Origin of the sequence: Rhodococcus sp. SBT000017, from assembly GCF_003688915.1 — a bacterium.
Classification (GTDB): Bacteria; Actinomycetota; Actinomycetes; order Mycobacteriales; family Mycobacteriaceae; genus Rhodococcoides.
The window spans coordinates 3,632,910-3,656,352 of record NZ_REFU01000001.1; the positions used below are offsets into that span (position 1 = coordinate 3,632,910).

At 64.3% G+C, this 23,443-nt stretch carries 22 protein-coding genes and 1 riboswitch; of the genes, 9 read left to right on the forward strand and 13 right to left on the reverse strand.

The window, feature by feature from the left end:
- Positions 1–19: 19 nt before the first annotated feature.
- Positions 20–925, forward strand: coding sequence for a cutinase family protein (locus AYK61_RS16945; RefSeq protein WP_121871655.1), 906 nt, complete (start codon positions 20–22; stop codon positions 923–925).
- Here AYK61_RS16945 and AYK61_RS16950 read toward each other — a convergent pair.
- The gene (locus tag AYK61_RS16950; RefSeq protein ID WP_121871656.1) at positions 904–2,430 is read right to left on the reverse strand and encodes an MFS transporter; all 1,527 of its coding nucleotides are present in this window, start codon (positions 2,428–2,430) and stop codon (positions 904–906) included. The two genes, AYK61_RS16945 and AYK61_RS16950, sit on opposite strands and share 22 nt — an antisense overlap.
- Positions 2,431–2,529: 99 nt before the next feature.
- Here AYK61_RS16950 and AYK61_RS16955 point away from each other — a divergent pair, with 99 nt between their 5' ends.
- Complete coding sequence (locus tag AYK61_RS16955) at positions 2,530–2,826, forward strand: putative quinol monooxygenase (protein ID WP_121871657.1); 297 nt, start codon at positions 2,530–2,532, stop codon at positions 2,824–2,826.
- On the opposite strand, the gene AYK61_RS16960 is transcribed toward AYK61_RS16955, so the two are convergent.
- The 3 genes from AYK61_RS16960 to AYK61_RS16970 all read right to left on the reverse strand — a co-directional run bounded on the left by AYK61_RS16960 (position 2,761) and on the right by AYK61_RS16970 (position 5,902).
- Positions 2,761–4,263: a phage infection protein gene (locus AYK61_RS16960; protein WP_121871658.1), complete on the reverse strand. Its 1,503-nt coding sequence runs from the start codon at positions 4,261–4,263 to the stop codon at positions 2,761–2,763. The genes AYK61_RS16955 and AYK61_RS16960 overlap by 66 nt on opposite strands.
- A gap of 105 nt (positions 4,264–4,368) precedes the next feature.
- Positions 4,369–4,965: a histidine phosphatase family protein gene (locus tag AYK61_RS16965; protein WP_121871659.1), complete on the reverse strand. Its 597-nt coding sequence runs from the start codon at positions 4,963–4,965 to the stop codon at positions 4,369–4,371.
- Positions 4,966–4,969: 4 nt separating this feature from the next.
- Entirely contained in the window at positions 4,970–5,902 is a 933-nt protein-coding gene (locus AYK61_RS16970) for a LysR family transcriptional regulator (protein ID WP_259468100.1), read from the reverse strand.
- A gap of 62 nt (positions 5,903–5,964) precedes the next feature.
- Here AYK61_RS16970 and AYK61_RS16975 point away from each other — a divergent pair, with 62 nt between their 5' ends.
- Complete coding sequence (locus AYK61_RS16975; RefSeq protein WP_121871661.1) at positions 5,965–7,191, forward strand: MFS transporter; 1,227 nt, start codon at positions 5,965–5,967, stop codon at positions 7,189–7,191.
- On the opposite strand, the gene AYK61_RS16980 is transcribed toward AYK61_RS16975, so the two are convergent.
- The 4 genes from AYK61_RS16980 to lysX form a co-directional block, all read right to left on the reverse strand.
- The gene (locus tag AYK61_RS16980) at positions 7,180–7,614 is read right to left on the reverse strand and encodes a DUF4190 domain-containing protein (RefSeq protein WP_121871662.1); all 435 of its coding nucleotides are present in this window, start codon (positions 7,612–7,614) and stop codon (positions 7,180–7,182) included. The genes AYK61_RS16975 and AYK61_RS16980 overlap by 12 nt on opposite strands.
- A gap of 181 nt (positions 7,615–7,795) precedes the next feature.
- A complete protein-coding gene (locus AYK61_RS16985) occupies positions 7,796–8,800 on the reverse strand; it encodes a beta-ketoacyl-ACP synthase III (RefSeq protein WP_032378786.1) in 1,005 nt (334 codons plus the stop codon).
- Positions 8,801–8,900: 100 nt separating this feature from the next.
- Positions 8,901–9,797, reverse strand: coding sequence for an alpha/beta fold hydrolase (locus tag AYK61_RS16990; RefSeq protein WP_183130319.1), 897 nt, complete (start codon positions 9,795–9,797; stop codon positions 8,901–8,903).
- 109 nt (positions 9,798–9,906) lie between these two features.
- The gene (gene lysX / locus AYK61_RS16995; protein WP_121871663.1) at positions 9,907–13,218 is read right to left on the reverse strand and encodes a bifunctional lysylphosphatidylglycerol synthetase/lysine--tRNA ligase LysX; all 3,312 of its coding nucleotides are present in this window, start codon (positions 13,216–13,218) and stop codon (positions 9,907–9,909) included.
- 304 nt (positions 13,219–13,522) lie between these two features.
- On the opposite strand from lysX, the gene AYK61_RS17000 reads away from it, so the two are divergent.
- Entirely contained in the window at positions 13,523–14,512 is a 990-nt protein-coding gene (locus tag AYK61_RS17000; protein ID WP_183130320.1) for a hypothetical protein, read from the forward strand.
- On the opposite strand, the gene AYK61_RS17005 is transcribed toward AYK61_RS17000, so the two are convergent.
- The 4 genes from AYK61_RS17005 to AYK61_RS17020 all read right to left on the reverse strand — a co-directional run bounded on the left by AYK61_RS17005 (position 14,497) and on the right by AYK61_RS17020 (position 18,170).
- Complete coding sequence (locus AYK61_RS17005) at positions 14,497–15,048, reverse strand: GNAT family N-acetyltransferase (protein WP_183130321.1); 552 nt, start codon at positions 15,046–15,048, stop codon at positions 14,497–14,499. The genes AYK61_RS17000 and AYK61_RS17005 overlap by 16 nt on opposite strands.
- Before the next feature lie 143 nt (positions 15,049–15,191).
- Positions 15,192–15,611 carry a TIGR03668 family PPOX class F420-dependent oxidoreductase gene (locus tag AYK61_RS17010; protein ID WP_121871664.1) on the reverse strand — a complete coding sequence of 140 codons (420 nt, stop codon included), beginning with the start codon at positions 15,609–15,611 and terminating at the stop codon, positions 15,192–15,194.
- Positions 15,612–15,626: 15 nt separating this feature from the next.
- Complete coding sequence (locus tag AYK61_RS17015; protein WP_121871665.1) at positions 15,627–17,012, reverse strand: bifunctional diguanylate cyclase/phosphodiesterase; 1,386 nt, start codon at positions 17,010–17,012, stop codon at positions 15,627–15,629.
- Positions 17,013–17,105: 93 nt separating this feature from the next.
- Positions 17,106–18,170: a substrate-binding domain-containing protein gene (locus AYK61_RS17020; RefSeq protein WP_259468101.1), complete on the reverse strand. Its 1,065-nt coding sequence runs from the start codon at positions 18,168–18,170 to the stop codon at positions 17,106–17,108.
- Between the two features lie 47 nt (positions 18,171–18,217).
- Between AYK61_RS17020 and AYK61_RS17025 the strand changes: the two genes are divergently transcribed.
- The 4 genes from AYK61_RS17025 (at position 18,218) to AYK61_RS17040 (ending at position 22,429) form a co-directional block, all read left to right on the forward strand.
- Complete coding sequence (locus tag AYK61_RS17025; protein ID WP_121871666.1) at positions 18,218–19,417, forward strand: MFS transporter; 1,200 nt, start codon at positions 18,218–18,220, stop codon at positions 19,415–19,417.
- A gap of 44 nt (positions 19,418–19,461) precedes the next feature.
- Positions 19,462–19,526: riboswitch (cobalamin riboswitch) on the forward strand.
- Positions 19,527–19,593: 67 nt separating this feature from the next.
- Positions 19,594–20,622 carry an ABC transporter substrate-binding protein gene (locus AYK61_RS17030; protein ID WP_121871667.1) on the forward strand — a complete coding sequence of 343 codons (1,029 nt, stop codon included), beginning with the start codon at positions 19,594–19,596 and terminating at the stop codon, positions 20,620–20,622.
- Positions 20,619–21,644 carry an iron ABC transporter permease gene (locus AYK61_RS17035; protein ID WP_121871668.1) on the forward strand — a complete coding sequence of 342 codons (1,026 nt, stop codon included), beginning with the start codon at positions 20,619–20,621 and terminating at the stop codon, positions 21,642–21,644. The genes AYK61_RS17030 and AYK61_RS17035 overlap by 4 nt, the downstream gene beginning before the upstream one ends.
- Complete coding sequence (locus AYK61_RS17040) at positions 21,641–22,429, forward strand: ABC transporter ATP-binding protein (RefSeq protein ID WP_121871669.1); 789 nt, start codon at positions 21,641–21,643, stop codon at positions 22,427–22,429. Before AYK61_RS17035 ends, AYK61_RS17040 begins: the two co-directional genes overlap by 4 nt.
- A gap of 79 nt (positions 22,430–22,508) precedes the next feature.
- Here AYK61_RS17040 and AYK61_RS17045 read toward each other — a convergent pair whose 3' ends face one another.
- A complete protein-coding gene (locus AYK61_RS17045; protein WP_183130323.1) occupies positions 22,509–22,979 on the reverse strand; it encodes a nuclear transport factor 2 family protein in 471 nt (156 codons plus the stop codon).
- A gap of 60 nt (positions 22,980–23,039) precedes the next feature.
- On the opposite strand from AYK61_RS17045, the gene AYK61_RS17050 reads away from it, so the two are divergent.
- The gene (locus AYK61_RS17050) at positions 23,040–23,408 is read left to right on the forward strand and encodes a glyoxalase (RefSeq protein WP_121871670.1); all 369 of its coding nucleotides are present in this window, start codon (positions 23,040–23,042) and stop codon (positions 23,406–23,408) included.
- The last annotated feature ends 35 nt before the right edge of the window (positions 23,409–23,443 follow it).

The window sequence follows — 23,443 nt, forward strand, 5'->3', positions numbered from 1 at the left end:
CCAGTGAGGCCCCCTCCCCATGAGTGTCAAGAAGATCTGCGCCGGTATCGGCGTCGCTGCAGCTGTTGCGTCCGGACTTGTCGTCGGAACGGCATCACCCGCCGCCGCCGACCCAGCCGATTGTCCGACGATGTACGTCGTGGCCATTCCGGGCACGTGGGAGACCAGCTCGGGCGCGGCCCCGAAGCCGGGCATGCTCACCGACGTCACCGATCGTCTCGGTAGCGACATTCGCACCGACTACGTCTCGTATCCCGCCACCGCGTTCCCCTGGGAAGGCGAGGTGTACGGGCAGTCCCGTGCCGAGGCCGTCGCCAACGCGGGCGGGATGCTGAAGGCCATGGCGGATCGTTGCGGTGCAACGAAACTCGGCATCATCGGGTACAGCCAGGGAGCGGACGCGGCGGGCGATCTCGCCGCTGCCATCGGCACCGGAGTGGGCGTCGTGCCTGCGGACAAGGTGGTAGCGGTCGGCTTGATCTCCGACCCGAAGCGCTCCGATACCGATGCTCTGGTGGGGCCGGCCGTGGTCGGAACCGGTGTCGGCGGACCCCGCGTCGGCGGATTCGGCTACGTCAGCCCCGTGGTGCGGACGTTCTGTGCCGTCGGCGATCTGTACTGCTCGACGCCCAAGGACGACTACGTCGCGCGGCTGGCCGGCTTCCTGGCCGTGTCGTCCAACCCTGCGCCGAACGTCGCCGATCAGTACTCGCAGGAAGCGCAGTCCCTGATTGCGGACCTCGCAGCAGCGGGTGGTCTGCCGGTGCTGCAGGGCCAGCTGTCCGATCAGGCGAACGCACAGCGTCAGCGTGAGATCGAGGCGTTCTACCGCTCCGGTATCCACCAGGAGTACCAGAGCTACGACGTCGGGAACGGCCAGTCCGCGACGCGGTGGTTGGCGCGCTATCTCGCCGACGCGGTCTGACGGCGTAGCAGCACGAAGACGGCAACTGCACTGACGGCCATCAGGCCTGCGCTCGCGCCCGACGCAAGATTGAAGCCGTCGATGAAAGACGAGTTCGCGACGGCAGTCAACTGCGATGCGAAAGGCTCCGGCAGGTAGTCGGCGACGGCGACGGCACCGCCGATGGTCTCTCGTGCCGGATCGGCGATCTCTGCAGGCGTCTGCGCGGGGATGGCGTCGTCCATGCGGTGGCGGTAGGCGGTGCTGCCGATCGTGCCGAGGATGGCGATGCCGACGGCGCCGCCCAATTCGGCTCCGGTTTCGGACAATGCCGATGCCGCACCGGCCTTTTCGGGGGCCGCGGCGGTGAGCACGATGTCGGAGTTGAGTGTCGAGGCGGCACCTATTCCGAAGGTCAGCACGGCCATGCCGGTGAGCAGTAGCGGCAGTCCCGAGTCGGCGCTGACGAATGCCATTGCCGTGCAACCGATGGCGATGGCCAACAGTCCGCCCGCAATGATCGTGCCTGTCCGGATCACCTTGCTCAGCGTCGGTGCGAGCACGGCACCGGCCGCGGCGGCGACGGCGGGAACGAGCAGCCACAGACCGGCTTCGAGCGGCCCCAGCCCGACGACGAGCTGGAGGTACTGGGAGGCGAAGAGACTGAATCCGGTCATGGCGAAGATGACCAGGAACTGCACCACGACCGCTGCACTGAAGGCTCGTTCGGCGAACAGCGTGACGTCGATCAGCGGGTTCGCCGCCTTGCGCTGCCGGAGAACGAACAGTGTGCCCAACGCCAGCCCGGCCAGCGTGCTGACGGCTGCTGCGGTGTCGATTCCTTCCTGCGCGCCGTGTTTGATGGCGAAGACGATCGAGAGCATCGAGGCGATCGCGAGCACCACGCTGATCGGATCGAATCTGCCGGGGTCGGCGTCCTTGAACTCGGGGACCAGGAGTGGGGCCGCGACGAACAGCACGATCATGATCGGGATGTTGATCAGGAACACCGAACCCCACCAGAAGTGCTCGAGCAGAACACCTCCGATGACCGGCCCCACCGCGGCACCGCCCGCGAAACCGGCGGTCCACAGGCCGATGGCTTCCTTGCGTTGGGTTGGATCGTGAAACATGTTGCGTATCAGGGACAATGTGCTCGGAGCGATGGTGGCGCCACCGATCCCCAGTAGTGCCCGCGCCACGAGCAGCATCTCGGGGGAAGTGGAGAACGTCGCGGCGAGTGACGCGGCACCGAAGACGACGGCACCGATCATGAGCAGGGTGCGTCTTCCGATCCGATCGCCGAGCGAGCCCATCGTGATGAGGAGGCCGGCGAGCAGAAACCCGTAAATGTCGAGAATCCACAGCGTCTGGTTGCCGGTGGGTTCGAGATCGGCCGTCATGAACGGCAGGGCCAGATACAGCACCGACATGTCCATCGACACGACGAGAATCGGCACCACCAGCACTGCGAGGCCGAGCCAATCCTTCCTGGTGGCGCGTTGGTCGGTTGCCGTCTGGCTCACTGTGACTTCCCTTCCCGAATGGACACCTCAGCTTAGGTGGGTCGGGAGTACGTTCGGTGAAGAAATGTGTGTCTCGCCGAACGAAGGAAACATCACCTCATGACCAACGATCTGAAGGTCGTCGCGAAAATCGTCGCCAAGCCGGATGCCGTCGACGCCGTGCGAGACGGCCTCGCCGCGCTCGTCGCCGAATCACGCAAGGAAGACGGGAACATCTCCTACGAATTGTTCGAGTCTGCCGTGGAGGCGGGCACCTTCATCACCATCGAGGTGTGGAAGTCGCAGGAGGACCTCGACGGTCACATGCAGACCCCGCATCTGCAGCAGGCGCTAAGCGAGTTCGGTGCCCATCTCGCGGCTCCGCCCGCCATCCATCCGCTCAGACCCGTCGGCTGAGTCACCCCGCGCGCTGACGTACACGAGCGCCGAGACGGCCAGCAGAGCCGCTGTTGCACCGATCGCGAGCCAGCCGGTCCCGCTCATCTCGCCCGACGCGATGATGCGGGCACCGGCGGCGGTGTAACTCATCGGCATGAACGCCGCCAGATCGCCCCAGATGGGTGCAGTCGACGCGTATGCGAAGCCGCAGACGACGACCTGCACCACGAGGGCGACGACGTTGACGATCTGGCCGACCACGGCGCCGAGCACCCGTTGAATCGCTCCCGCTGCGGCGAGGTATGCCGCGGCGGAGACGATCAGGAAGACACCTGCACCGAGCACGGGCCCGAGGGCCGCATCGGTGGCGAAGGCGAACGCGACGGCGGCGCTGATGCCCACCGCGGCGACGGCTGCAACCACCGAGAGCAGTCGTGGGCTGCTGTCCTTGCCGAGTACTCGCACGAGGCTGACGCATCCGAGGGCTCCGAGAGCCACCAGCGCCGCGATCAGATACGGGGTGGCACCGGTGCCGGTGGACGTCGTGGTGGCCGCGAGATTCTGGTCCGTCGTGGCGTCGTCGGTCGCGGACGCACCCGGCGGGAGTGCCGCGGAGGCGTCGCGCACGTTGGTGGCGATGCCGCTGACGATTCCCTCGACCGGTCCGACGGCCGTTACGAGTTGATCGGTACCGGCTTTGAGCTGCTGTCCGCCGTCGTCGAGCTGGCCGAGTCCGTCACGCAGCTGGACGGTGGCGTCGCCTAGCTGCGCCGTGGCACCGAGGAACTGACTGTTCGGATCGTTGAGTTCGGAGGACAGCTGCTGCGCACCGCCCTTGAGGGTCTGCAGCTGGGCGAGGGTGTCGGGCCCGAACGCCTGCGTGTTCAGCGTGTCGATGACCCCGCGGATCTCGCCGGAGATGGCGTCGGATCCTGGGTGCGGGAAGCGATCGACCTGGTCTGCGGTGGCGGCGAGTTTCGCGGTGAAATCGGCCTGCAGAGCGCCGAAGCCGGTGAGCTGGTCGACAACCTGGTCGACGCCACCGCTGATCTGCGACGCGCCGTCCCCGAGCTGACCGATGCCGTCGCGGTACTGCCCGAATCCGTCGGCGAGCTGAATGGTTCCGTCGTGCGCCTGTGTGATGCCGTCGGCGAGCTGCCCGACGCCGTCGTTGAGCTGCGTTCCGCCGTCCGTCAGCTGGCCGATGCCGCTGGAGAGAAACGTGATGGGCAGAGATGCGCTGTTCAGGCTGCTCCTGGCCGCGGCCAGAGGATCCGCCGTCTGCTGGTCCGGTGCCGGTGCCTGCTCCGTGTCGGCGACGACGGTGGTGGTGGACGTGGATTCGCCGCCGAGGTCGTAGCCGGTGCCGAGTGCAAAGGCACCTACCGCCACCAGAGGAAACGCCAGCGCAGTGAGAGCAACGGCAGGACGTCGGAAGATACGCAATTCACCCATGATGAGTTCGAGGCTAACTGCCAGGTGCGGCCTCGCCGACCACTCGGTGACCGTCGATGCCCCGTTTCATGCCCTCTACCTGGGAGTTTAAGAGCTCTCTGTGGATTACCGGTTGCGGGGCAGCAGGTCCCACACATGCTCGGTCTCGTTGACCGAGGAGACGGACCTCGCGCCGCTGCGCGAGAACAGCACACGTGTCACCGAGCAGTAGTCGATCGGAAAGCCGAGCACCTTCGGGGTCTGCAGAATGTCCTGCAGCAGGATGTTGATCACGCCGCCGTGGGCGAAGAGCGCCACGGTGTCGGTATGTGCGCTCGCCGAGACGATATCGCCGACACCGGCCAGAACTCGCTGCCGAAACGCCTGCTCGTCGACCTGCTCGGGCAGATGACCGGCCTTGATGCGATCGAAGGCCTCACGGAACTCGGTCTTGGCCGACTCGATCGGAACGTAGCCGCCGAAGTCGCGATCGTATTCGGTCAGGCGATCGTCGGGTTCGACTGTCAGACCGAGCCGATCGGCAAGGGGTTGCGCAGTCTGGACGGCCCGCAGCTGCGAACTCGAGACGACTCGGGAGATCGGGAACCGGGCGACGGCACCGGGCACCCGTAGGGACTGTTCGACGCCGAGTTCGGCGAGAGCGGGATCGGCCGAGGTCTCCGACCGTTGCGGGAGGGCATGCCGCACCAGAACCAGTTGCATCGACTCACCTAATCACGAGTGTGCGACCGCTGCGCAGCACCATCGATCGAAATGCTGCCACCTGACGCGGCGAATCGGCCTGTGGATTCCACACCATGCCGATTCGCCTGCGTGCGGCCGGTTGGGTGAGTCCGATGTCCACGGTTCCGCCCTCGCCGCCATGCGCACGGATTCGAGGCAGGATGGCTATGCCGAGACCGGCCCCGACGAGTCCGCGCACCGTGTGGGTGTCCTGCCCCTCGAAGGCGATGCGCGGGCTGAAACCGGCGTCCGCCCACAGCTCATCGCAGATCGACCGCATCCCGAAACCGTGGCCCATCGCGATGTAGTTCTCGTCGGCGGTGTCGGCGAGATCGACCGATCTGCGTGAGGCGAGGCGATGATCGGCCGGAACCACGAGCATCAGCCTCTCGTCGTAGAGCTGGAACGAGTTGTTGTCGGTGTGCTCTGCGCTGAGGGAGACGAACGCCAGGTCCGAGACACCGTCGGCGAGACGGTCGAGGCAGCGTGCACGGGCACCCTGGTCCAGATCGAACGTGACGGCCGGGTGGTCGACGCGAAACTGCCGGATCAGCGCCGGTACGACGTCCTCGCCCAGGGTGTTCTGAAACGCCACCGCTATTCGGCCGCGGGCCCGGGCGTCGTGCTCGGTCATGGCGTCGATGCCGGCGTCGATATCGCTCAACGCCCGCTGGAGATAGGGAATCAGCACTCGGCCGGTGCTGGTGAGCACGATGCCGCGGCCGCGTCGTTCGACGATGTCGACGCCCAGAATCGCTGAGGCTCGGGCGACCTGCCGACTGACGGTGGGCTGTGGAACGCCCAGGACGTGGGCCGCGTCGGTGATGTGTTCGGTGTCGGCCACCGCGACGAGGGTCGGCAGCAGCGGCAACAGTTCGATGGCTTCCCGGCGCATATCTCGAATCATATTGCTCATGTATCGGTTGGGTGCATTTCATGCATTGGACGAATACCGAGAGCGCTTCTAACGTGATCTGCATGACTACGACGCGGCCCGAGGTCCTCGGATGGGAGGGACACCCCAGGGGATCGCGCGAATACCGCCGGCTCGTGTTGGCGCTGCTGTTCGCCGGAATCGCGACGTTCGCTCAGCTGTATTCGGTGCAGGGCATCCTTCCGCTCATCGCCGCCAACCTCGATATCACACCGTCGCTGTCCTCGCTTGCGGTCGGACTCGCTACGGTCGGCGTTGCGGTGTCGGTCATTCCCTGGTCGGTGGCGGCCGACCGTATCGGTCGAGTCCGGGCCATGACGGCGTCGATCCTCACTGCCACGACATTGGGACTGCTGGTACCGCTCGCGCCGTCGCTCGAAGTGCTCCTGGTCGTTCGATTCTTCGAAGGTGCGGCGCTGGGCGGTCTTCCGGCCATCGCGATCGCGTACCTCAGTGAAGAAGTCCATCGGAATCACACGGCCCTTGCTGCAGCGACGTACGTGTCCGGCACGACGCTCGGCGGACTGCTCGGCCGCATCGTCGCGGGACCCGTTGCGGAATACACCAACTGGCGTATCGGCACGTTGACCGTGTCGGTGATCGCTGCATTGGCTGCCGCACTGTTCGTCTGGCTAGCACCGAAGCCGCGAACAACTCTGGTGCACAGCCAGATTCGTGACCTACCGGGCCGACTCTGGATGAACCTACGTGAACCGGGGATGGCGGCACTCTACGGCCAGGGTTTCCTGCTGATGGGCGGCTTCGTCGCGGTCTACAACTACCTCGGATTCCGTTTGGAGGCCGTGCCTTTCCGGCTCCCGCAGTCTCTGATCAGCCTGATCTTCGTGGCGTACCTCAGCGGTACGGTGTCCTCACGGGTAGCGGGCAATCTCGCGACGAAGCACGGCAGGTCGGTGGTCCTCGCCGGATCCACCGCGACGATGATCGCTGGAGTGGCCCTGACGACGGCGTCGAACCTCGTCGTCATCCTGACCGGCTTGGTGATCCTGACCATGGGATTCTTTGCGGCCCACGCCATCGCGTCGGGATGGACCGGACAGCGTGCAGTCCACGGCCGCGCACAGGCAACGTCGCTGTACAACCTCTTCTACTACGGCGGATCGTCGATAGTCGGATGGATCGGCGGAGTCGTGTTCCAGTCCCTGGGATGGAACGCGTTGGCGCTGTTCGTCATTGCGCTGGCACTGATCGCAGGCATCTGGGCTGCATGCCTGAACGGCCGATTGGCGAAGCCTGTGTCAATAGGTTGAAGTGTTTGCGGCAGCGATGGCAAAAATAACGATCGCACCCACGATGATGATGACGAACAGTGCGATCGAGACATACCCGACGATCAGGCCCGCCGTCGCGAACCCGGATCCGCCTTCTCCGGTGCGCCTGATCTGACCACGTGAAATGTGGCCACACACCACAGCGCAGACCGACGCAACCAACGGGATGAACGTCAGACCGAGAATGGCCAACACGAGCGAGACAATCGCCAACGTGTTGGTCGCCGCAGGGGCCTGATACCCGCCGACATAGGGCGCATTCCCGTACTGGGGATTGGGGTATTGGGGGTTCTGGTACTGCGCGTTCGGATTCTGATAGGGCGGGTACTGCTGCCCGCCGTACGGCTGATCCTTGTTCGCTGCGTCGAACGAATCGCTGCCTTCACCCTGCGGATAGCCCATGGCGGGAGTGTGACACCTCGAGACAGCCGTCGCAACCGTTCTCTCTCGGTCACCCACACCGGTCCCCCGAGTCCACTCGATGTGCCATTGACTGCCGAAAAGGTCACTGAATGTCACATCGAGTGGACTGCGGGGTTCGGGTGCACTCGGGAATCGGGTGCAGCCGGGTATGGATCGGCGACTACAGGTTGGGCAGTTTGACTACCTGTCCGGCGTAGGAGAGTCCGGCACCGAAGGCGAGGAGGAGTGCGGTGTCTCCTGCTTTTGCTTTGCCGGTACGCAGTAGTTCTTCCATGGCCAGGGGGATCGATGCTGCCGAGGTGTTGCCGGTTTCGGCGATGTCGTTGGCGACCGGGGTGCCGTCGGCGAGGTTCAGGCTTTTGGCCAGGAGTTCGGTGATGCGGCTGTTGGCCTGGTGGGGGATGAAGGCGTGCAGTTCGTCGGTTTTGATGCCGGCGACGTCGAGGACTCGCTGCGCGGCTTTGCCCATTTCGAATGCGGCCCAGCGGAAGACGGAGATTCCGTTCATCCGGATCCAGGGTCGCTCGAGGCCTTCTTCGGTGATGTAGTCGTACCAGTCGGTTGTCTGGACGATGGCGTCGGATTGCGAGCCGTCGGAGCCCCAGACGGCGGGTCCGATCTCGGTTTCGTCGCTCTGTCCGACGACCACGGCACCGGCGCCGTCGGCGAAGATGAAGCGTGTGGTGCGGTCGTAGGGGTCAGTGGTGACGCTGAGCTGTTCTGCACCGATGACGAGGACGTACTTGGACGTTCCGGCCTTGACCAGGTCCGATGCAACGGCGAGGGAGTAGCAGAAGCCTGCGCAGCCGGCGCAGATGTCGAATGCGGCGGGCCCCTTGGTGCCGAGTCCGTGCGCTACTTTCGCAGCTGCTTGGGGTGTCAGTTCGAGATGCGTCGAGGTGGCGACGATGACGGTGTCGACTTGGTCGGCCGTGATTCCGCTGGCCTCGAGGGCCTTACGACCTGCCGCGATGGACATCTCGACGACGTTTTCCTTGGGATCGGCGAAGCGCCGGTTCTTGATTCCCGAGCGGGTCTGGATCCACTCGTCGCTCGAGTCGATGAATTCACAGATCTCGTCGTTGGTCACGACTCTCTCGGGGCGGTGAACGCCGAGTCCGAGTAGTTTCGACTGTCGTCCCTGCGTCGTGCTGATCGCACCCATCTTCAATTTCCTCTCGTGCTACCGCGCCATCGCCGAGCTTCGGCTCGGGTCTTGGGCTGCGGGCTCGGTGACACACGTTACGTGCGTCGCCGCGAGGAGTTCACACCAGTTCGGCGATGAGGGCTGCGACCTCGGCGGGTTTGTCGATCATGGCGTGGTGATGGGCGGGCATGACGACGGTGAACTCGGCGCGCAGATACGCGGCGAGCTTGCGTTGAGTCTTGATCCATCTCTTGCCCCACGGGGAGGGTCGGCCGGTGTGGGCTGCGGCGACTATGGCGGGCACATCGAGTCGGAACTGCTTACGGATGCGGTGGAGTTCGACGGTGAGATCGGGGTAGACGACGTCTTCGACCAGTGCGGCTGCGAGGTAGGTGGGTCGGCGATAGATGTCGTCGACCCAGTCGAACGTCTCCTGCGGTGTGCCGTCGGGCGGTGTCGCCTGGTTGAGGACACGGCGCACATGGGGTCCGACCAGCTGTTGCAGACCGGTCTTGGTGAGCACCGCCGCGATCAGGTGTGCGGTCTCGACGCGTACGGCAGCCGGGATGAAACGTCGGGGATCGGATTCGGCGCTGGAATCGAGGAGCAGGACTCCGCGGATGCGCGACGGGTACAGGCGGGCGACGGCCTCTGCATAAAAGCCGGCAATCGAATGACCTGCGACGACGGCAGGTTCGGTGACGCCGAGTGCGTCGAGAACTCCGATGATGCGGTCGGCTTCGCCTCGGACGGTGGGCGTGGCTCCGGCCGGAAGTGGATCGCTGAGTCCGAAGCCGGGTCGGTCGATGACCACGACGTGGTGTTCGGCCGCGAGGATGTCGACAGTGTCCTGCCAATCGAACCAATTGCTTCCCAGTCCGCCGCACAGGACGACCGTGGGACCCGATCCGCGGACGAGAATGTGCAGACGCTGGCCATCGATTTCGACGTACTGCCCGGGCGGATGTTTCACGGGAAACAACGCAGTGGGCTCGGTGCTTGCTGCGCGATCCATGTTCTCTCCAGGGCGATCTGCGTGACGTGATTCCGGTTTTCGCCACTGTTTACAGTCATCTTCCCTGTTTTCTGGCCGACCGTCCACTCGACGGAGGCAGGCGCGGACGTCATTGACGGGGTTTGGCCAGCGGGAACGCCAACGTTTCGCGGATGCTACCTCCGGTGATGAGCATGACGACCCTGTCGACGCCCATGCCGAGACCACCGGTCGGCGGCATTCCGTGCTCGAGCGCCTGCAGGAAGTCCTCGTCCAAGCTCATTGCCTCCTCGTCGCCGCCCGCCGCCAACAGCGACTGTTCGGCCAGGCGCTGCCGCTGATCGACGGGGTCGGTCAACTCGCTGTAGGCGGTGCCCAGCTCCACGCCCCACGCGACCAGGTCCCACTTCTCCGCGACGCCCGGAATGCTCCGATGTGGCCTCGTCAACGGCGACATCGACGTCGGGAAGTCCTTGTAGAAGGTGGGGAACTCGGTGTAGTCCTCGACCAGGTGTTCGTACATTCCCTGTGCGACGGCTCCTGCATCCCAGGTCTTTTCGTACGGAATGTCGTTCTCGTCGCACAGACGTTGCAGTTGGTCCAGTGACGTCGACGGTTCGACGGGAACACCCAACTTTTCGGCGACGGCACCGTGCAGCGTCTTGACGGGCCACTCACCGGAGATGTCGATCTCGATCATCTCCCCGTCCGGACCGTCCGGCCGCAGGATGATCTCCCGGCCGTGAGCTGCGACGGCGGCCCGCTGAATCAGTTCGCGGCACAACACCATTGCGCGTTCGTAGTCGCTGTGCGCCTCGTATGCCTCGAGGATCGTGAACTCGGGATTGTGCTTGAAGTCCGCGCCCTCGTTGCGGAACACACGCCCGATCTCGAACACCTTCTCCATACCGCCCACACACAGGCGCTTGAGGTAGAGCTCAGGAGCTATCCGCAGATAGAGATCGAGATTGTAGGCATTGATGTGGGTGACGAACGGCGCGGCGTTCGCACCCCCGTGCACCTGCTGCAGAATCGGAGTCTCGACTTCCATGTATCCGCGCTCGCTGAGTGAATCACGCAGTGATTTCACCACATTCGAGCGGGCGATCATCAGGGCACGTGCGTCGCGATTGATCGCCAGATCGACATAGCGTTGCCGCACCCGAGCTTCCGGGTCGGTGAGGCCGCGATACTTGTCCGGCAACGGATGCAGGCACTTTGCGTTCATTCGCCACTCGGTGGCCAACAGCGACAGTTCACCACGCCTGCTGTATCCGATAGTGCCGCTGACTTCGATGAGGTCACCCAGGTCGAAGTCGGCATCGAATTCCTCGATTCTGTCGCCGACGCGTTCCCGGTCGAACAGCACCTGAATGTCGGCCGACCAGTCCCGGATGACGGCGAACGACACGCCGCCGTAATCACGAATCCGCAGAATTCGGCCGGCGATTCGGACCGTCGTACCCTGAGGCGATGCCACCGCCTCACCGACGGTATGCGTCGGTGGATAGGCGACGGGGTAGCCCTCGATCCCGTCGCTTTCGAGACGATCGAGTTTGGCCATGCGTACGCGAACCTGGTCGGGACGTTTGCGGCCGGGCACGGTTTCGTCCACGGAAGTCTCGGGTCCGCTGCCGTCGGAATGAATGTCGTCGGCGTCGGCGAGAGCTGCGGGCACCGCCACATGGGAGCCGGTGTGCTTCGAAGCGCGCCGGAAGGTCGGCAGAGTCAAGAAGCCCTCGGCGATGGCCGACGCGACGCCGACCTTGGGCAACACCCGATTCTCGGCGAAGCACAGGTAACGCGGCTCCCAATCCGGAAGGTATTTCACGTTCGAGCGATACAGCGCCTCGAGCTGCCACCACCGAGAGAAGAACACCAGCACGCTGCGCCAGATTCGTAGTACCGGTCCGGCCCCGATCCGGCTGCCCTCCTCGAACGCCGCGCGGAACACCGCGAAGTTCAGCGAAATCTTGCTGACACCGAAATGATCCGCGCCGGTTGCGAGTTCGGTCACCATCAGCTCGATCACCCCGTTGGGCGACGTCGGATCACGGCGCATCAGATCCAGCGACGCACCGGTACGACCCCACGGCACCAAGGACAGAACACCGATGATCTTCTCACCCTGAACCGCCTGTACCAGAAGACAATCGCCGTCGAGCGGATCACCCAACCGGCCCAACGCCATCGAGAAACCGCGTTCGGTCTCGGTATCGCGCCACGCATCCGCGCAGGCAATGATCTCCGACATCTCCTCCGACGAAATCTCCCGATGACGACGCACGGTGACCACGACACCCGCTTTACGAGCCCGGTTGACCGCCTGACGCACGGGGCGCATCTCGCGTCCATTGAGGTTGAAATCTTTGGTTTTGAGGATTGCTTCGTCGCCGAGTTCGAGGACGCTCAGCCCGGCCCGCTTGTACGCGGTGGCCCCGATCTCGCTGGCTCCCATGACAGCTGGGGTCCAGCCGTACTTCTCGGCCAGGTCCAACCATTCCGAGATCGCATGCGGCCAGGCCTCGGGGTTGCCGATCGGGTCACCACTGGCCAGACACACACCGACCTCGACGCGATACGTCACCGCCGCCTTGCCGCTCGTGGCGAAGATGACGCCCTTGTCGCGGCGAGTGGCGAAGTAGCCGAGGGAATCGTCGGCACCCCATTTGTCGAGCAGACCACGCAGCGCGGACTCGTCGCGACCGGTGAGCGCATTGCTCGACCGTTGAGACCGAAACAACGTGATGACCGCCCCCAGCAACGCCAACGCTCCGAACAGACCCAACGCCGTGTTCACGATGCCGTTCGGCCTGCCGTCGAACTGCTCGTTGTCCACCGTTGCCAACGCCGTCACGCGATTGAACGCCCACAGGAACGTCTGACTCTCCGGCAACGACCCGGGGAACAACGCAACCAGCGCCCACCCGATCACCGTCCCGACGGCAGCGCCCAGCACGAGCACCCCGAGCGCCTTCCACACCGCACCACGACGCACCCGCGTGTAGAACTCCTTGCGCGCAGCGATCAACAACCCCGTCGCCACGACATGCACAGCCAGTGCAATCCACGAATTGACGTTCTTCTCCGTGATGCCCTCGACCACGTTGGTGATCGCCAACAACACCAGATAAATCGTCAGTAACCACCACGCAATGCGCTTGCGACTCGCCAACGCTGCCGCTAACAAACCGACCACCAGCGCCCACGACAGACTCGTGTCGGGAGCATCGAAGTAATAGTTGTCCACGTACTCGCGAGGAACGTGAATCAGGAAACGAAGAGTCGGCGACAGACTCCACAGAAACAACAGCACCGCGAACACACCGAGCACCAACCCCGCGATATGCGGCACCTCACTCAACCGACCGCGCACGGGTGGCACGAACGACCGCGGAGCCATGGACCCGGACCGCTCCGAGGGATCTGCTGTCGCCGTCATATCTCACTCCCGAAGTCAGAATGCACTTGCAACGTAGACGGTATCCCCGCCGACCCCAGTGAGTTGCTCATTGCCCGCACCCCCGCCCCTCAATGTGACGTTCAGTGGCCCTTTCGGCAGTCAATGTCACATCGAGTGGACCTCAGGTCGGGTGCGGGCAGCGGATCTTCGGGTGCACTGGGTGCGGGTATGCCGTCGCCTCGGTGCTCGTGGGGAAAGTTTGTCCACAGGGCGTTAGTTATCCACAGGGCAATTCGTTTCCCGTCGTCCTGGAGGATTCGAGGTGTGCGGACTGTGCATCATCATGGGTGTGAAGCGGGGTGGAGCACGAGTCGATGCGAAGGTGATCGCGGCTGCGTCGGATCGCGGCTTCATGAGGACAGCGCATCTACTCGAGCTCGGGGTGGCGTCGAAGACAATTGTTCGACGCACCCAGCCGGACGGCACCTGGTCACGGGCGTTACCTGGGTTGGTGTTCTTGAAGAACCGCTCGCTGACGCCGATGGAACGCGCCACCGCTGTGGCGATCTACTGCGGCAAAGATGCTCTCATCAGCGGTCGGGCGGGGTTGGCGTTGCATGGATTGGGCACGTCGGGCTCGTTGGAGGAGACGTTCGCACTGATTCCCGAGCCGCAACATCGCAAGTCCGTGAGCTTCGCAGTGGTGGAGCGGACGTGGCGAATGCCCACGGCGGAGATCAAGTCGGGACTTCGCGTCGCCCCGATCGTTCGGTGCTTGTGCGATGCAGTTCGGCGGATGAAGAATGCCGAGCAGTGCATGGCGCTGATTGCCAGTGTCGTGCAGCGAGGCGCGGCCACCGTGGATGCGATCATGAAAGAGCTCGACGCCGGCAGTACACGAGGGACGGCGATGCCGCGACGGGTGCTGCGGGAGTTGGCGGCCGGCGCGCATTCCGTCGCAGAGGCCCAGGCCCAGAAGCTGTACGCGCGCAGCGGACTTCCGCCGATGCAACACAACGTGGTCGTCCACGACGAACAGGGCAAGTTCCTGCTGATCGCCGACAATTGGCTTGATGACGTCGCATTGGATTGGGAGATCGATTCGCTGGAATACCACCTCTCGCCCGCGGCGCACAGGGCGACGGTGGCGCGTCGTGAACGAGCGCACAACGCCGGCCTCATCGTGGTGACGCATCTGCCGAGCGATATCCGGGACGATCCGGAACGAGTACTGTCCGACCTTCGCGCGCGTTACGAGCAGGCCAAGGCGCGACCGCGACCGAACGTCACTGTCCGACCGCGATCGGATCAGGCTTATCACCGGTCGGGCTGATATACCCAGACCATGTGCTCGCCGGTCTCGGACGCAGCTGCAATCGGTTGATGCTCGATCCTGTCAAGAATGAAGCCAAGCCTCCCGGGTACGGCCTGACTCCTGAGATTCGCTGCATCACAATGAATTTCGACTCGGATGATCCCGTCCAGCTTCAAGGCCTCCTGTATGAGGGCAGCGACGGCCTCGCTGATCACACCACGTCCCTCGGCCTCGGCGTCGAGCCAGTAACCCAATTCGATTCCGTGCGGGCCGATTCGGCGATGCATCCCGATCTTGCCCAGAAACGCACCGCCTTCGAGGTCGAAAATTCCGTAATCGAACATCTCCCCGGCGTCCCAGTGCTCGACGGCCTCGGCAATACGAGCGAGTTGAGCCGACGGCTGTGTTGCTTCTTCGGTCGCCCACCCCATCCACGGCACAAGGCGAACGAGATTGCGGTCGATCACGTCGGCAATGGCAACGGCATCGTCGGCCGATTCGCGACGAATGACAAGGCGGTCGGTGACAATCCGATCGGGAGGCACGTCGAGCATGGTCAGCAGTGTGTCAACAGTGCACTCGATGTGCCAACAAATTTCACTGCACTTTCACCCGCCCGCAGTCCACTCGATGTGCCATTGACGGGCAAAAGGTCACCGAAGGTCACATTGAGTGGACAACGGGGGCGGGGGGTGGGTCAGGAAGCCGACCAGGATCGCCAGGACAGTTTGTCGATGATGATCACCGGACCCTCGGGTCTGTTGTTTTTGTATTGAACGTATTTCGCGACCAGGGCGTCGGTAGCCGATGTGCCTTCGGTGCTGGAGGTTTCGACGATGTGGGCGTTTCCGTCGGCGCGGATCCACCAGAGTTGGGACCAGTCGTCGGTGTAGTGGTCGACGATGAGGCTGACGGCGGGGTCGGCGCGGATGTTGTCGAGTCGCTGGAGTTTTCGGGTTGTTTTGGGTTTCCAGTCGATGGCGGTGTAGATGCGGTCGCCGGTGGGGGCGACGGCGAACACGATGGGTACCAGGTGCGGTGTGCCGTCGGGGTTGATGGTGGAGAGTTGGGCTCGGGGTGCGTCGGCGAAGCGTTGGACTTCGTTGTCGATCTTCACGTTCGGTTCCTCGGGTTATGCGGATTCGCTGTGGGTGCTGTGTCGAGTGATGAATTGTTCGAGTGCCGCAACGGGCATGGGGCGTCCGAGTAGGTGTCCTTGGCCGAAGGTTACGCCCATGTCGGTGCAGATCTGGAGTTGTTCGGGTGTCTCGATTCCCTCGATGACGGTGTCTTTGCCGAGGGTGGTGGTGACGTCGACGAGGGCGCTGCAGAGTGTGGTCATGGCGCGTCGTCGGTGCAGGTTGTCGCTGTCGAGGTGTTGGGTGAGGGATTTGTCGATCTTGAGGGTGTCGACGGGGAGAGTGGCGAGTCGTTCGAGGGAGGAGAAGCCGGAGCCGAAGTCGTCGATGGCGATGAGGACGCCGTGGCGTTGGACGTCGCGGAGTTGGTAGTGGACGGCGTCGAGGTCGTGCAGTGTTTGTGATTCGGAGAGTTCGAGGGCGAGCCGTCCGGGTTCGATGCCGTAGGTGTCGACAGTGTCGATCACGTCGGTGGCGAGGGTTCCTGTGGCGAAGTGGGCGGGGCTGATGTTGACGCCCACTTGCAGGTGGATGTTGCGGGTCTGCCAGTCGGCGATCGTGTGCGCGGCCTCGGCGAGTATCCACATGCTCAGTGGGACGATGAGGTCGGCGTCCTCGGCGAGGGGTATGAAGGTGTCGGGCATCAGCAGGCCGAGTTCGGGGTGGTTCCATCGGATGAGTGCTTCGGCCCCGACGACCGTTCCTGTCGCGAGTTCGACGATGGGTTGGTAGGCCATGGTCAGTTCGCGCTCGACCATCGCGATGCCGCGCAATCGTTCGATGAGTTCGAGTCGGGTGCGGTTGGTGTGGTGCAGCTCGTCGGTGAAGACGTGGTGTTCGTTGCGTCCGACGGCCTTGGCGGCGTGCATGGCTGCGGTGGCGTTGTGGACCAGTTGGGTCGCGCTGATGCCGGTGTCGGTGCTGGAGGCGACTCCGACACTGGCGGTGAGGGTGAGTTGGCGGCCGCCGAGCTCGAAGGCGGGCTCGAAGATGCTCGCGAATCCGGCAGCCAAGGCGCGTGCGGCTATGGAGTGGCAGCCCCGTGCGATGACGACGAACTCGTCGCCGGTGAGGCGGCCGATGGTATCGCCGGGGCGGGTGGAGGCCAGGAGGCGGTCGGCGACCATGCAGAGCAGGTCATCGCCCTGGGCTGGGCCGAGGGCGTCGTTGAATTCTCGGAATCCGTCGATGTCGACCAGCAGGACACTGAACTGGCGGTCCGGAATGCGGGCGTCGAGTTCGGCGGTGATGAGGGCAAGAATCTCGTTGCGGTTCGGAAGTCCGGTCAGCGCATCGCGTTGGGCAGCGGTTCCATTTACGGCAGCGGTTCCGGAAACTGCGGCGACATGACGGGGCGGCGCGTCGTGCTCTCGGCTCACTGTTCCCCCTCATGGCCGGACAGCCAAGGGTGATAGTAACCGAAGAGTCTGCTTCAGCGCTATAAACAGGGAACATCCCCTTTTTTAGGACTATTAGATCACGGTGTCCTTGGTTTGTGGGCCGTTTGTGCGTCCAGTCGATGTTCGTTCTTCGACGCGCCAGATCGCGTCGTCCACAGTGTCGCTCAGTCCGAGCACCCACCGGGCCGCCGACCGGCCCTGATCGAACAGCGACTGCGCAACGGTGGTCAATCCGGCTTCGGCTGCGGCGGGGGAGTCGTCCCACCCGGTGACGGCCAGTCGCCCCGGAACGTCGATTCCGGATGCGGCCGCAGCGTCGAGCACCCCTAGTGCGAGTTCGTCGCTCATCACGAGCAGTGTGTCGATGGCATTGTCCTGCAACAACACTCGAGCTGCTCGGTCGCCCTCTGCGCGGGCGTTGTTGGTGGTGAACAGTGTCGGTACAGTCGACCAGTCGATCCCGACTCGCAGGCATGCGTCTCGGTAGCCCTCGAGTCGCGCTCGGGTCACCGGCATCGAGATGTCCGACGCGTCCGCGCCACGCACGATCGTCGATTCGCGTCGGGTATCGGGTCTGAGAGCGACGACGGCAGGTCGAGATCGGCTGTTCAACGCTGCGGTGGCCACCGCGTCGGCTGCCGCTCTGTCGTCGATGGCGATCCAGTTCAGGCCGGGGTGGTCGGGCCCACCCTGGATGCACGCCGGGCGGCCGGTGTCGACGAGCACGTCGAGCAGGGGGTCGTCGATCTCGGTGGTCCACACGACGTACCCGTCGACCTGTGCGTCTCGGATGCGTGCGTTGTCGGTGTCGCGGTGCAGGTTCGGCAGCATCACCAGCGCGGTGTCGGCGTCGAGACACGCTTCGGCGATCCCGGACAGAAAGCGTCGAGCCTGCGGATCCTCGAAGGCGTAGGTGAGCTTCTCGCCGAGGACGACGCCGATGCTGTCGTGCCTGCCACTGCGCAGCGACCGCGCCGTGCGGTTGGGGCCGGCGTATCCGAGGGTGGCTGCCGCCTCGTGCACGCGATCGCGGGTGGCGGCCGATACCCGGCTCGGTCGGTTGTAGGTGTAGGAGACGCTCATGGTGGACACGCCTGCGGACGCTGCGACGTCAGCCATGGTCACCCGAGTGTTCACCGGCCCACTGTAGCGCGCTCCACGGACAGTGTGTAACGATACACAGCATGTCGTCGCCGCTCCCGAAGCTGCTGGTGCTCGCCGCAGCCGCATTCATCTACGTCACGGCCGAAACGCTGCCTGTGGGGTTGCTCCCCGAGATATCCGGGGACCTCGGTGTCGGCGAGTCCGCCGTGGGTCTCCTGCTGACCTTCTACGCGTACGGCGTCGCCGTGATGACGATGCCGTTGATCCGGTTCGTGCGCGAGTGGCCCCGACGGCGCGTCGTCGTCATCACCGTTGCCGCACTGGCACTTTCGCAACTCCTCTCGGCGGTATCCGTCGGCTATCCGATGTTGGTGATCTCCCGAATGCTCTGCGCGGCAACGCATGGAGTCTTCTGGGCCGTCGTCGCGCCCGTCGCGGCGTCGCTCGCGCTGCCCGGTAAACAGGGCAAGGCCATCGCCACGGTGTACGCCGGTACCTCGCTGGCACTGGTCGCCGGCAACCCACTCACTGCCGCCCTGGGCCAGTGGTTCGGATGGCGCACGGCAGCAACGATTCTCGGCATCGTGGCCGCAGCAATCGCGGTGGCGCTGTACTTCGTCCTCCCGGCACTACCGGTCACCCGGGCGGCTTCGGAAACGAAAAAGACACCGCGGGTGCTCGACGGCTCCCTGGCCGTTCTGTGCGGAGTGACATTTCTGGCCGTCCTCGGTCACTTCGCCGCGTACACCTACTTCTCGGTGATCGTCGACCGTGCCATCGGATCCGCGGGCACCACCCTGACCCTGATGTTGATGTTGTACGGGCTGTTCGGCGTGATCGGCATCTGGTTGATCGGCAGAACCTACGACCGGTGGCCCCGGCACTCGACCATCGCCGCTCTGGGCGCAGTGACCGCTGCGGTGGCAGTTCTCTGGTGCACCCTGAGCGGAGCGCCGGGAAGCTGGGCCGTGTTCGCCGTCGGTGCGATCGCCTTGTGGGGGCTGGCATTCACCACCCTCCCAGTATGTATTCAATCGGCAGTGGTCAGGGCGGCCCCGGCCGATGCGGACAAGGCGTCGGCGATCTATGTCGTTGCCTTCCAGTTGGCGATCGCGACGGGCGCTCTGGTGGGCGGTGTGGTGATCGACCTCAGCGGCATCGTGGCCGTCACCGCTGCTGCAACGGCCCTGGTCGCCGCAGCGCTGGCCGTAGTCGTGTTGGCGCGCAGAACCTTTCCGCGTAGCCATGTACAGGAGCCGGTGACAGCAGCGGCACACTGACCGTCGAGTACCCCGCACGATAGAGTCAGCACGCGACGAACGAGGGAATCCGGTGCAATTCCGGAGCTGGCGCGCAACGGTGACGAGCGAGAGCTCGAAGTCCGAATGCTCGGACGTCGTGATTCACCTCCATCCGCGGCTCCGCGACACGAGCCCTCAGCAGGAAGCTCTTCACGATGCGTACCACCCTCGCCGTACTAGGCGCTGTTTCGATCCTTGTTCTTGCCGGCTGTTCGTCCACGGCGACGACTGACGCGGCCACCCCGACCACCGGAAACTACCCGCTGGCCATCGACAATTGCGGCCGCGACGTCGTCGTCGACGCCCCACCGCAACGTGCGGTCTCGTTGAATCAGAGTTCGACGGAAATCCTTCTCTCACTCGGGTTGGCAGACCGCATGGTCGGCACCGCCACCTGGACCGATCCCGTCCGCGCAAACCTCGAATCGGAGAACGCGAAGGTCCCCAGGTTGGCGGACAACAAGCCCTCTTTGGAAGTGGTGTTGGACGCCGAGCCCGACTTCGTTTCCGCGTCGTTCGGCGGCACCCTCGGGCCGGGAGGCGTCGCCGACAGGGATCAGCTGGAGCAGCTCGGTGTGCCGAGCTACCTCTCTCCCACCGACTGCAACGGCAAGACCGACGACAGCGTCAACTCCGACGGCGCGCGCACATCACCGCTCGAGATCGAGACCGTCTACCAGGAGATTCGCGAACTCGCAGCCATCTTCGACGTGCGTGATCGCGGCGAACGCTTCGTCCGCGAGCTGCAGGATCGCTTCGCGAAGGCTTCGGGAGCCGTCGACGCCTCGGGTGTGACGCTGGCGTACTGGTTCGCCGACACCGACACCCCGTACATGGCCGGATGCTGTGGATCGTCGGGCATCATCACCGGATCGGTCGGTGCCGAGAACATCTACGCCGACACCACCGACGAATGGCCGCAGGTCAATTGGGAGAGTGTTCTCGATCGCGATCCCACCGCGCTCGTGCTCGCCGATCTGAGCCGTCGGAGCATCGCCGGTGATGCGCTCGACAGCAAGATCGGCTTCCTGGAATCGAATCCCGTCACGAGCCGCCTCACCGCCGTCGAGGACAAGCGGTACATCGTCGTCAACGGCGCCGACCTCAACCCGTCGATCCGCACGATCGACGGGGTCGAGAAAGTTGCTGCAGCTCTGCAGAATTGGGGACTGACCACCCCATGAGCCGGACCGATCGCGGGTTGCTGATCCCGCTTCTGCTCGGCGGCTTCGTGGTCTTGGTGCTCTCGATCGGCGTGGCCGTGATGATCGGCCCGGCCAGCGTGTCGGTGTCCGATGTGTATCGAGTGATACTGGGACACATCGGGATCGGCACGGCCGGAGTGAGCCGCATCGAGGACGGTATCGTCTGGCAGTTGCGGTTGCCGCGAACGCTGCTCGCCGCCATCTGCGGTGCTGGCCTCGCGCTGTGCGGAGCCATCATGCAATCGCTGCTGCGCAATCCCCTGGCCGACCCGTTCGTGCTGGGTATCTCGTCGGGCGCATCCACCGGTGCCGTCGTCGTCGCAGTGCTCGGCGTCGGTGGCGGCGCACTGTCGCTGTCCACCGGAGCGTTCGCCGGAGCGCTGCTGTCGTTCGTGCTGGTGATGCTGCTCGCCGCAGGTGCGGGCGGCGGCAACGACCGCGTCGTACTCGCGGGAGTGGCTGGTACACAGCTGTTCTCGGCTCTGACGTCGTTCATCGTCATCTCTTCGGCCGATGCCGAACAAACCCGGGGAGTGCTGTTCTGGCTGCTCGGCTCTTTGAGCGGCGCCGACTGGACAGACGTGGCACTGTGCGGTGCTGTGGCACTGCTTGGAATGGTGGTGTGCCTGTTCAACACCTCGGCCCTCGATGCCTTCACCTTCGGGCACGACGCGGCCGCATCCCTCGGCGTTCCGGTGAAATATGTGCGAATCCTGTTGCTGGTCATCACCGCAGTGATCACCGCCGCCCTCGTCAGTGCCGCCGGAGCCATAGGATTCGTAGGCCTGGTTCTTCCGCATGCCGCCCGATTCCTCGTGGGAGCGCGCCACCGAAGACTGCTCCCGACGACGGTGGTGATGGGCGCGATCTTCATGGTCTGGGTCGACACCATCGCCCGAACGGTGTTCGCACCGCAGGAAATTCCAGTCGGAGTGGTCACGGCACTGATCGGTGTGCCGGCCTTCGCACTGATTCTCTTTCGGCTACGGAGATCTCGATGACACTGCACGCGACGGACATTCGATGGACCCGCGGTGGACACCCGATCCTCGACGGCATCAGCTTCGAGCCGGAACCCGGCGAGACCATCGGCCTGATCGGACCCAACGGCTCGGGCAAATCCTCGCTACTGCGCATTCTCGCCGGCATCGTCGCCCCCGACAGCGGCGACGTGCTGCTCGACGGAGACAACCTGCGAACATTGCGTCGACGCCGCATCGCCAGACGCGTGGCAATGGTCGACCAACACTCCGACACCGACGTCGACATCAGCGTCCGCGATGTCGTCCGCCTCGGCCGCATCCCCCATCACGGCATCCTCGGCGGCGACGCATCCGACGACGACGCCGCGATAGCGCAGGCACTCACCGACACCGCCATGGCATCGAAAGCCGGCCGACGATGGCACACCCTCTCCGGCGGCGAACGCCAACGAGTCCAGATCGCCCGCGCCCTCGCCCAACAACCCACCGAACTACTTCTCGACGAGCCGACCAATCACCTCGACATCCAACACCAACTCGACATCCTCACCCTCGTCGCAGGCCTACCCCTGAGCAGCTACATCGCCCTGCACGACCTCAACCTCGCCGCCATGTTCTGCAACCGCATCATCGTCCTGAACAACGGCGCCATCGTGGCATCGGGAACCCCGAACGAAGTGATCACCGAACACCTGGTGCGCACGGTATACAACGTGCACGCCAGCGTGACGAATGCCGACAACTACCCACAGGTGACCTATCGCCGCCCCACCCCTTCCGACCCTGGAGTCCACTCGATGTGACATTGACCCCCGAAAAGGCCACTGAACGTCACATTGAGTACCGGCGGAACGCACAGTGTCACGCCGGGGCCGGCGGGATCTAGAGTTGCCGCAGTTTCTTCTCGAATGCGTCGATGCGAGTGGTGTCCTCGAAGAAGTCTTCCTGCGAGATGATTTTCCCCCAGCTCGTGCGGACCAGGAGCACGGTGCGATTGTTGTAGATCTGGGTGCCGTCGGCTGCGTGGGCTCGGTCGTCGAAGCGGGCGAGCAGGGTCATTCGCCAGGGTGCGCCGCCGCTGTAGATTTCGGTGATCTGGCCTTGGATACCGGCTGCGACGAGGTCCTGGAAGAATCTTTCGATGGCTGCGCGACCGCGGTGGGTGCCCGACCAGCGGCTGTCTCCCTCGGCGAACTTGAGCACAGCGTCTCGGTGGAAGGACGACAGCAGCGGTCGGTAGTTGCCGTTGTTCAGTGCTTCGATGTCTCGCTGCAGCTTGAGTGTCAGCGCTCGCATCAGCAGGAGCTTGAATGCGAAGGCCGTCGAGATGCCGGCCAGAAATCTCAGTTGCATGCCCATACGTTTGCCTACCGTTCACCGGCGTGTCAATCGAGTCGGCGGTACGTTCGGTCGATGATTCATCATGTGCAGGTCGCGTGTCCGGCGGGTGGCGAAGACCGCGAGAGGGAGTTCTACTCGGGTGCTCTCGGCTGGGAGGAGATTCCGAAGCCGCCGCTGTTGGCCGTCCGCGGCGGCTGTTGGTTTCGGGTGCCGGGCCTGGGTGGTCCCGATGGTGAGGTCCATATTGGCATCGAGGACGACTTTCGTCCGGCAGTGAAGGCGCACCCGGCTTTTGTCACCGACGTCGATGCGACCGCTGTGGCGTTGACGTCTGCCGGCTACCCGGTGAACTGGGCCGACCCCGAGGAGATCCCGGGTCGCAGACGGTTCCATACCCGTGATGGAGTGGGCAATCGCATCGAATTCGTGGCAGCTCGATAGCTGTCGAGTGTCATCGTTGCGCCAAGAGTCGACCT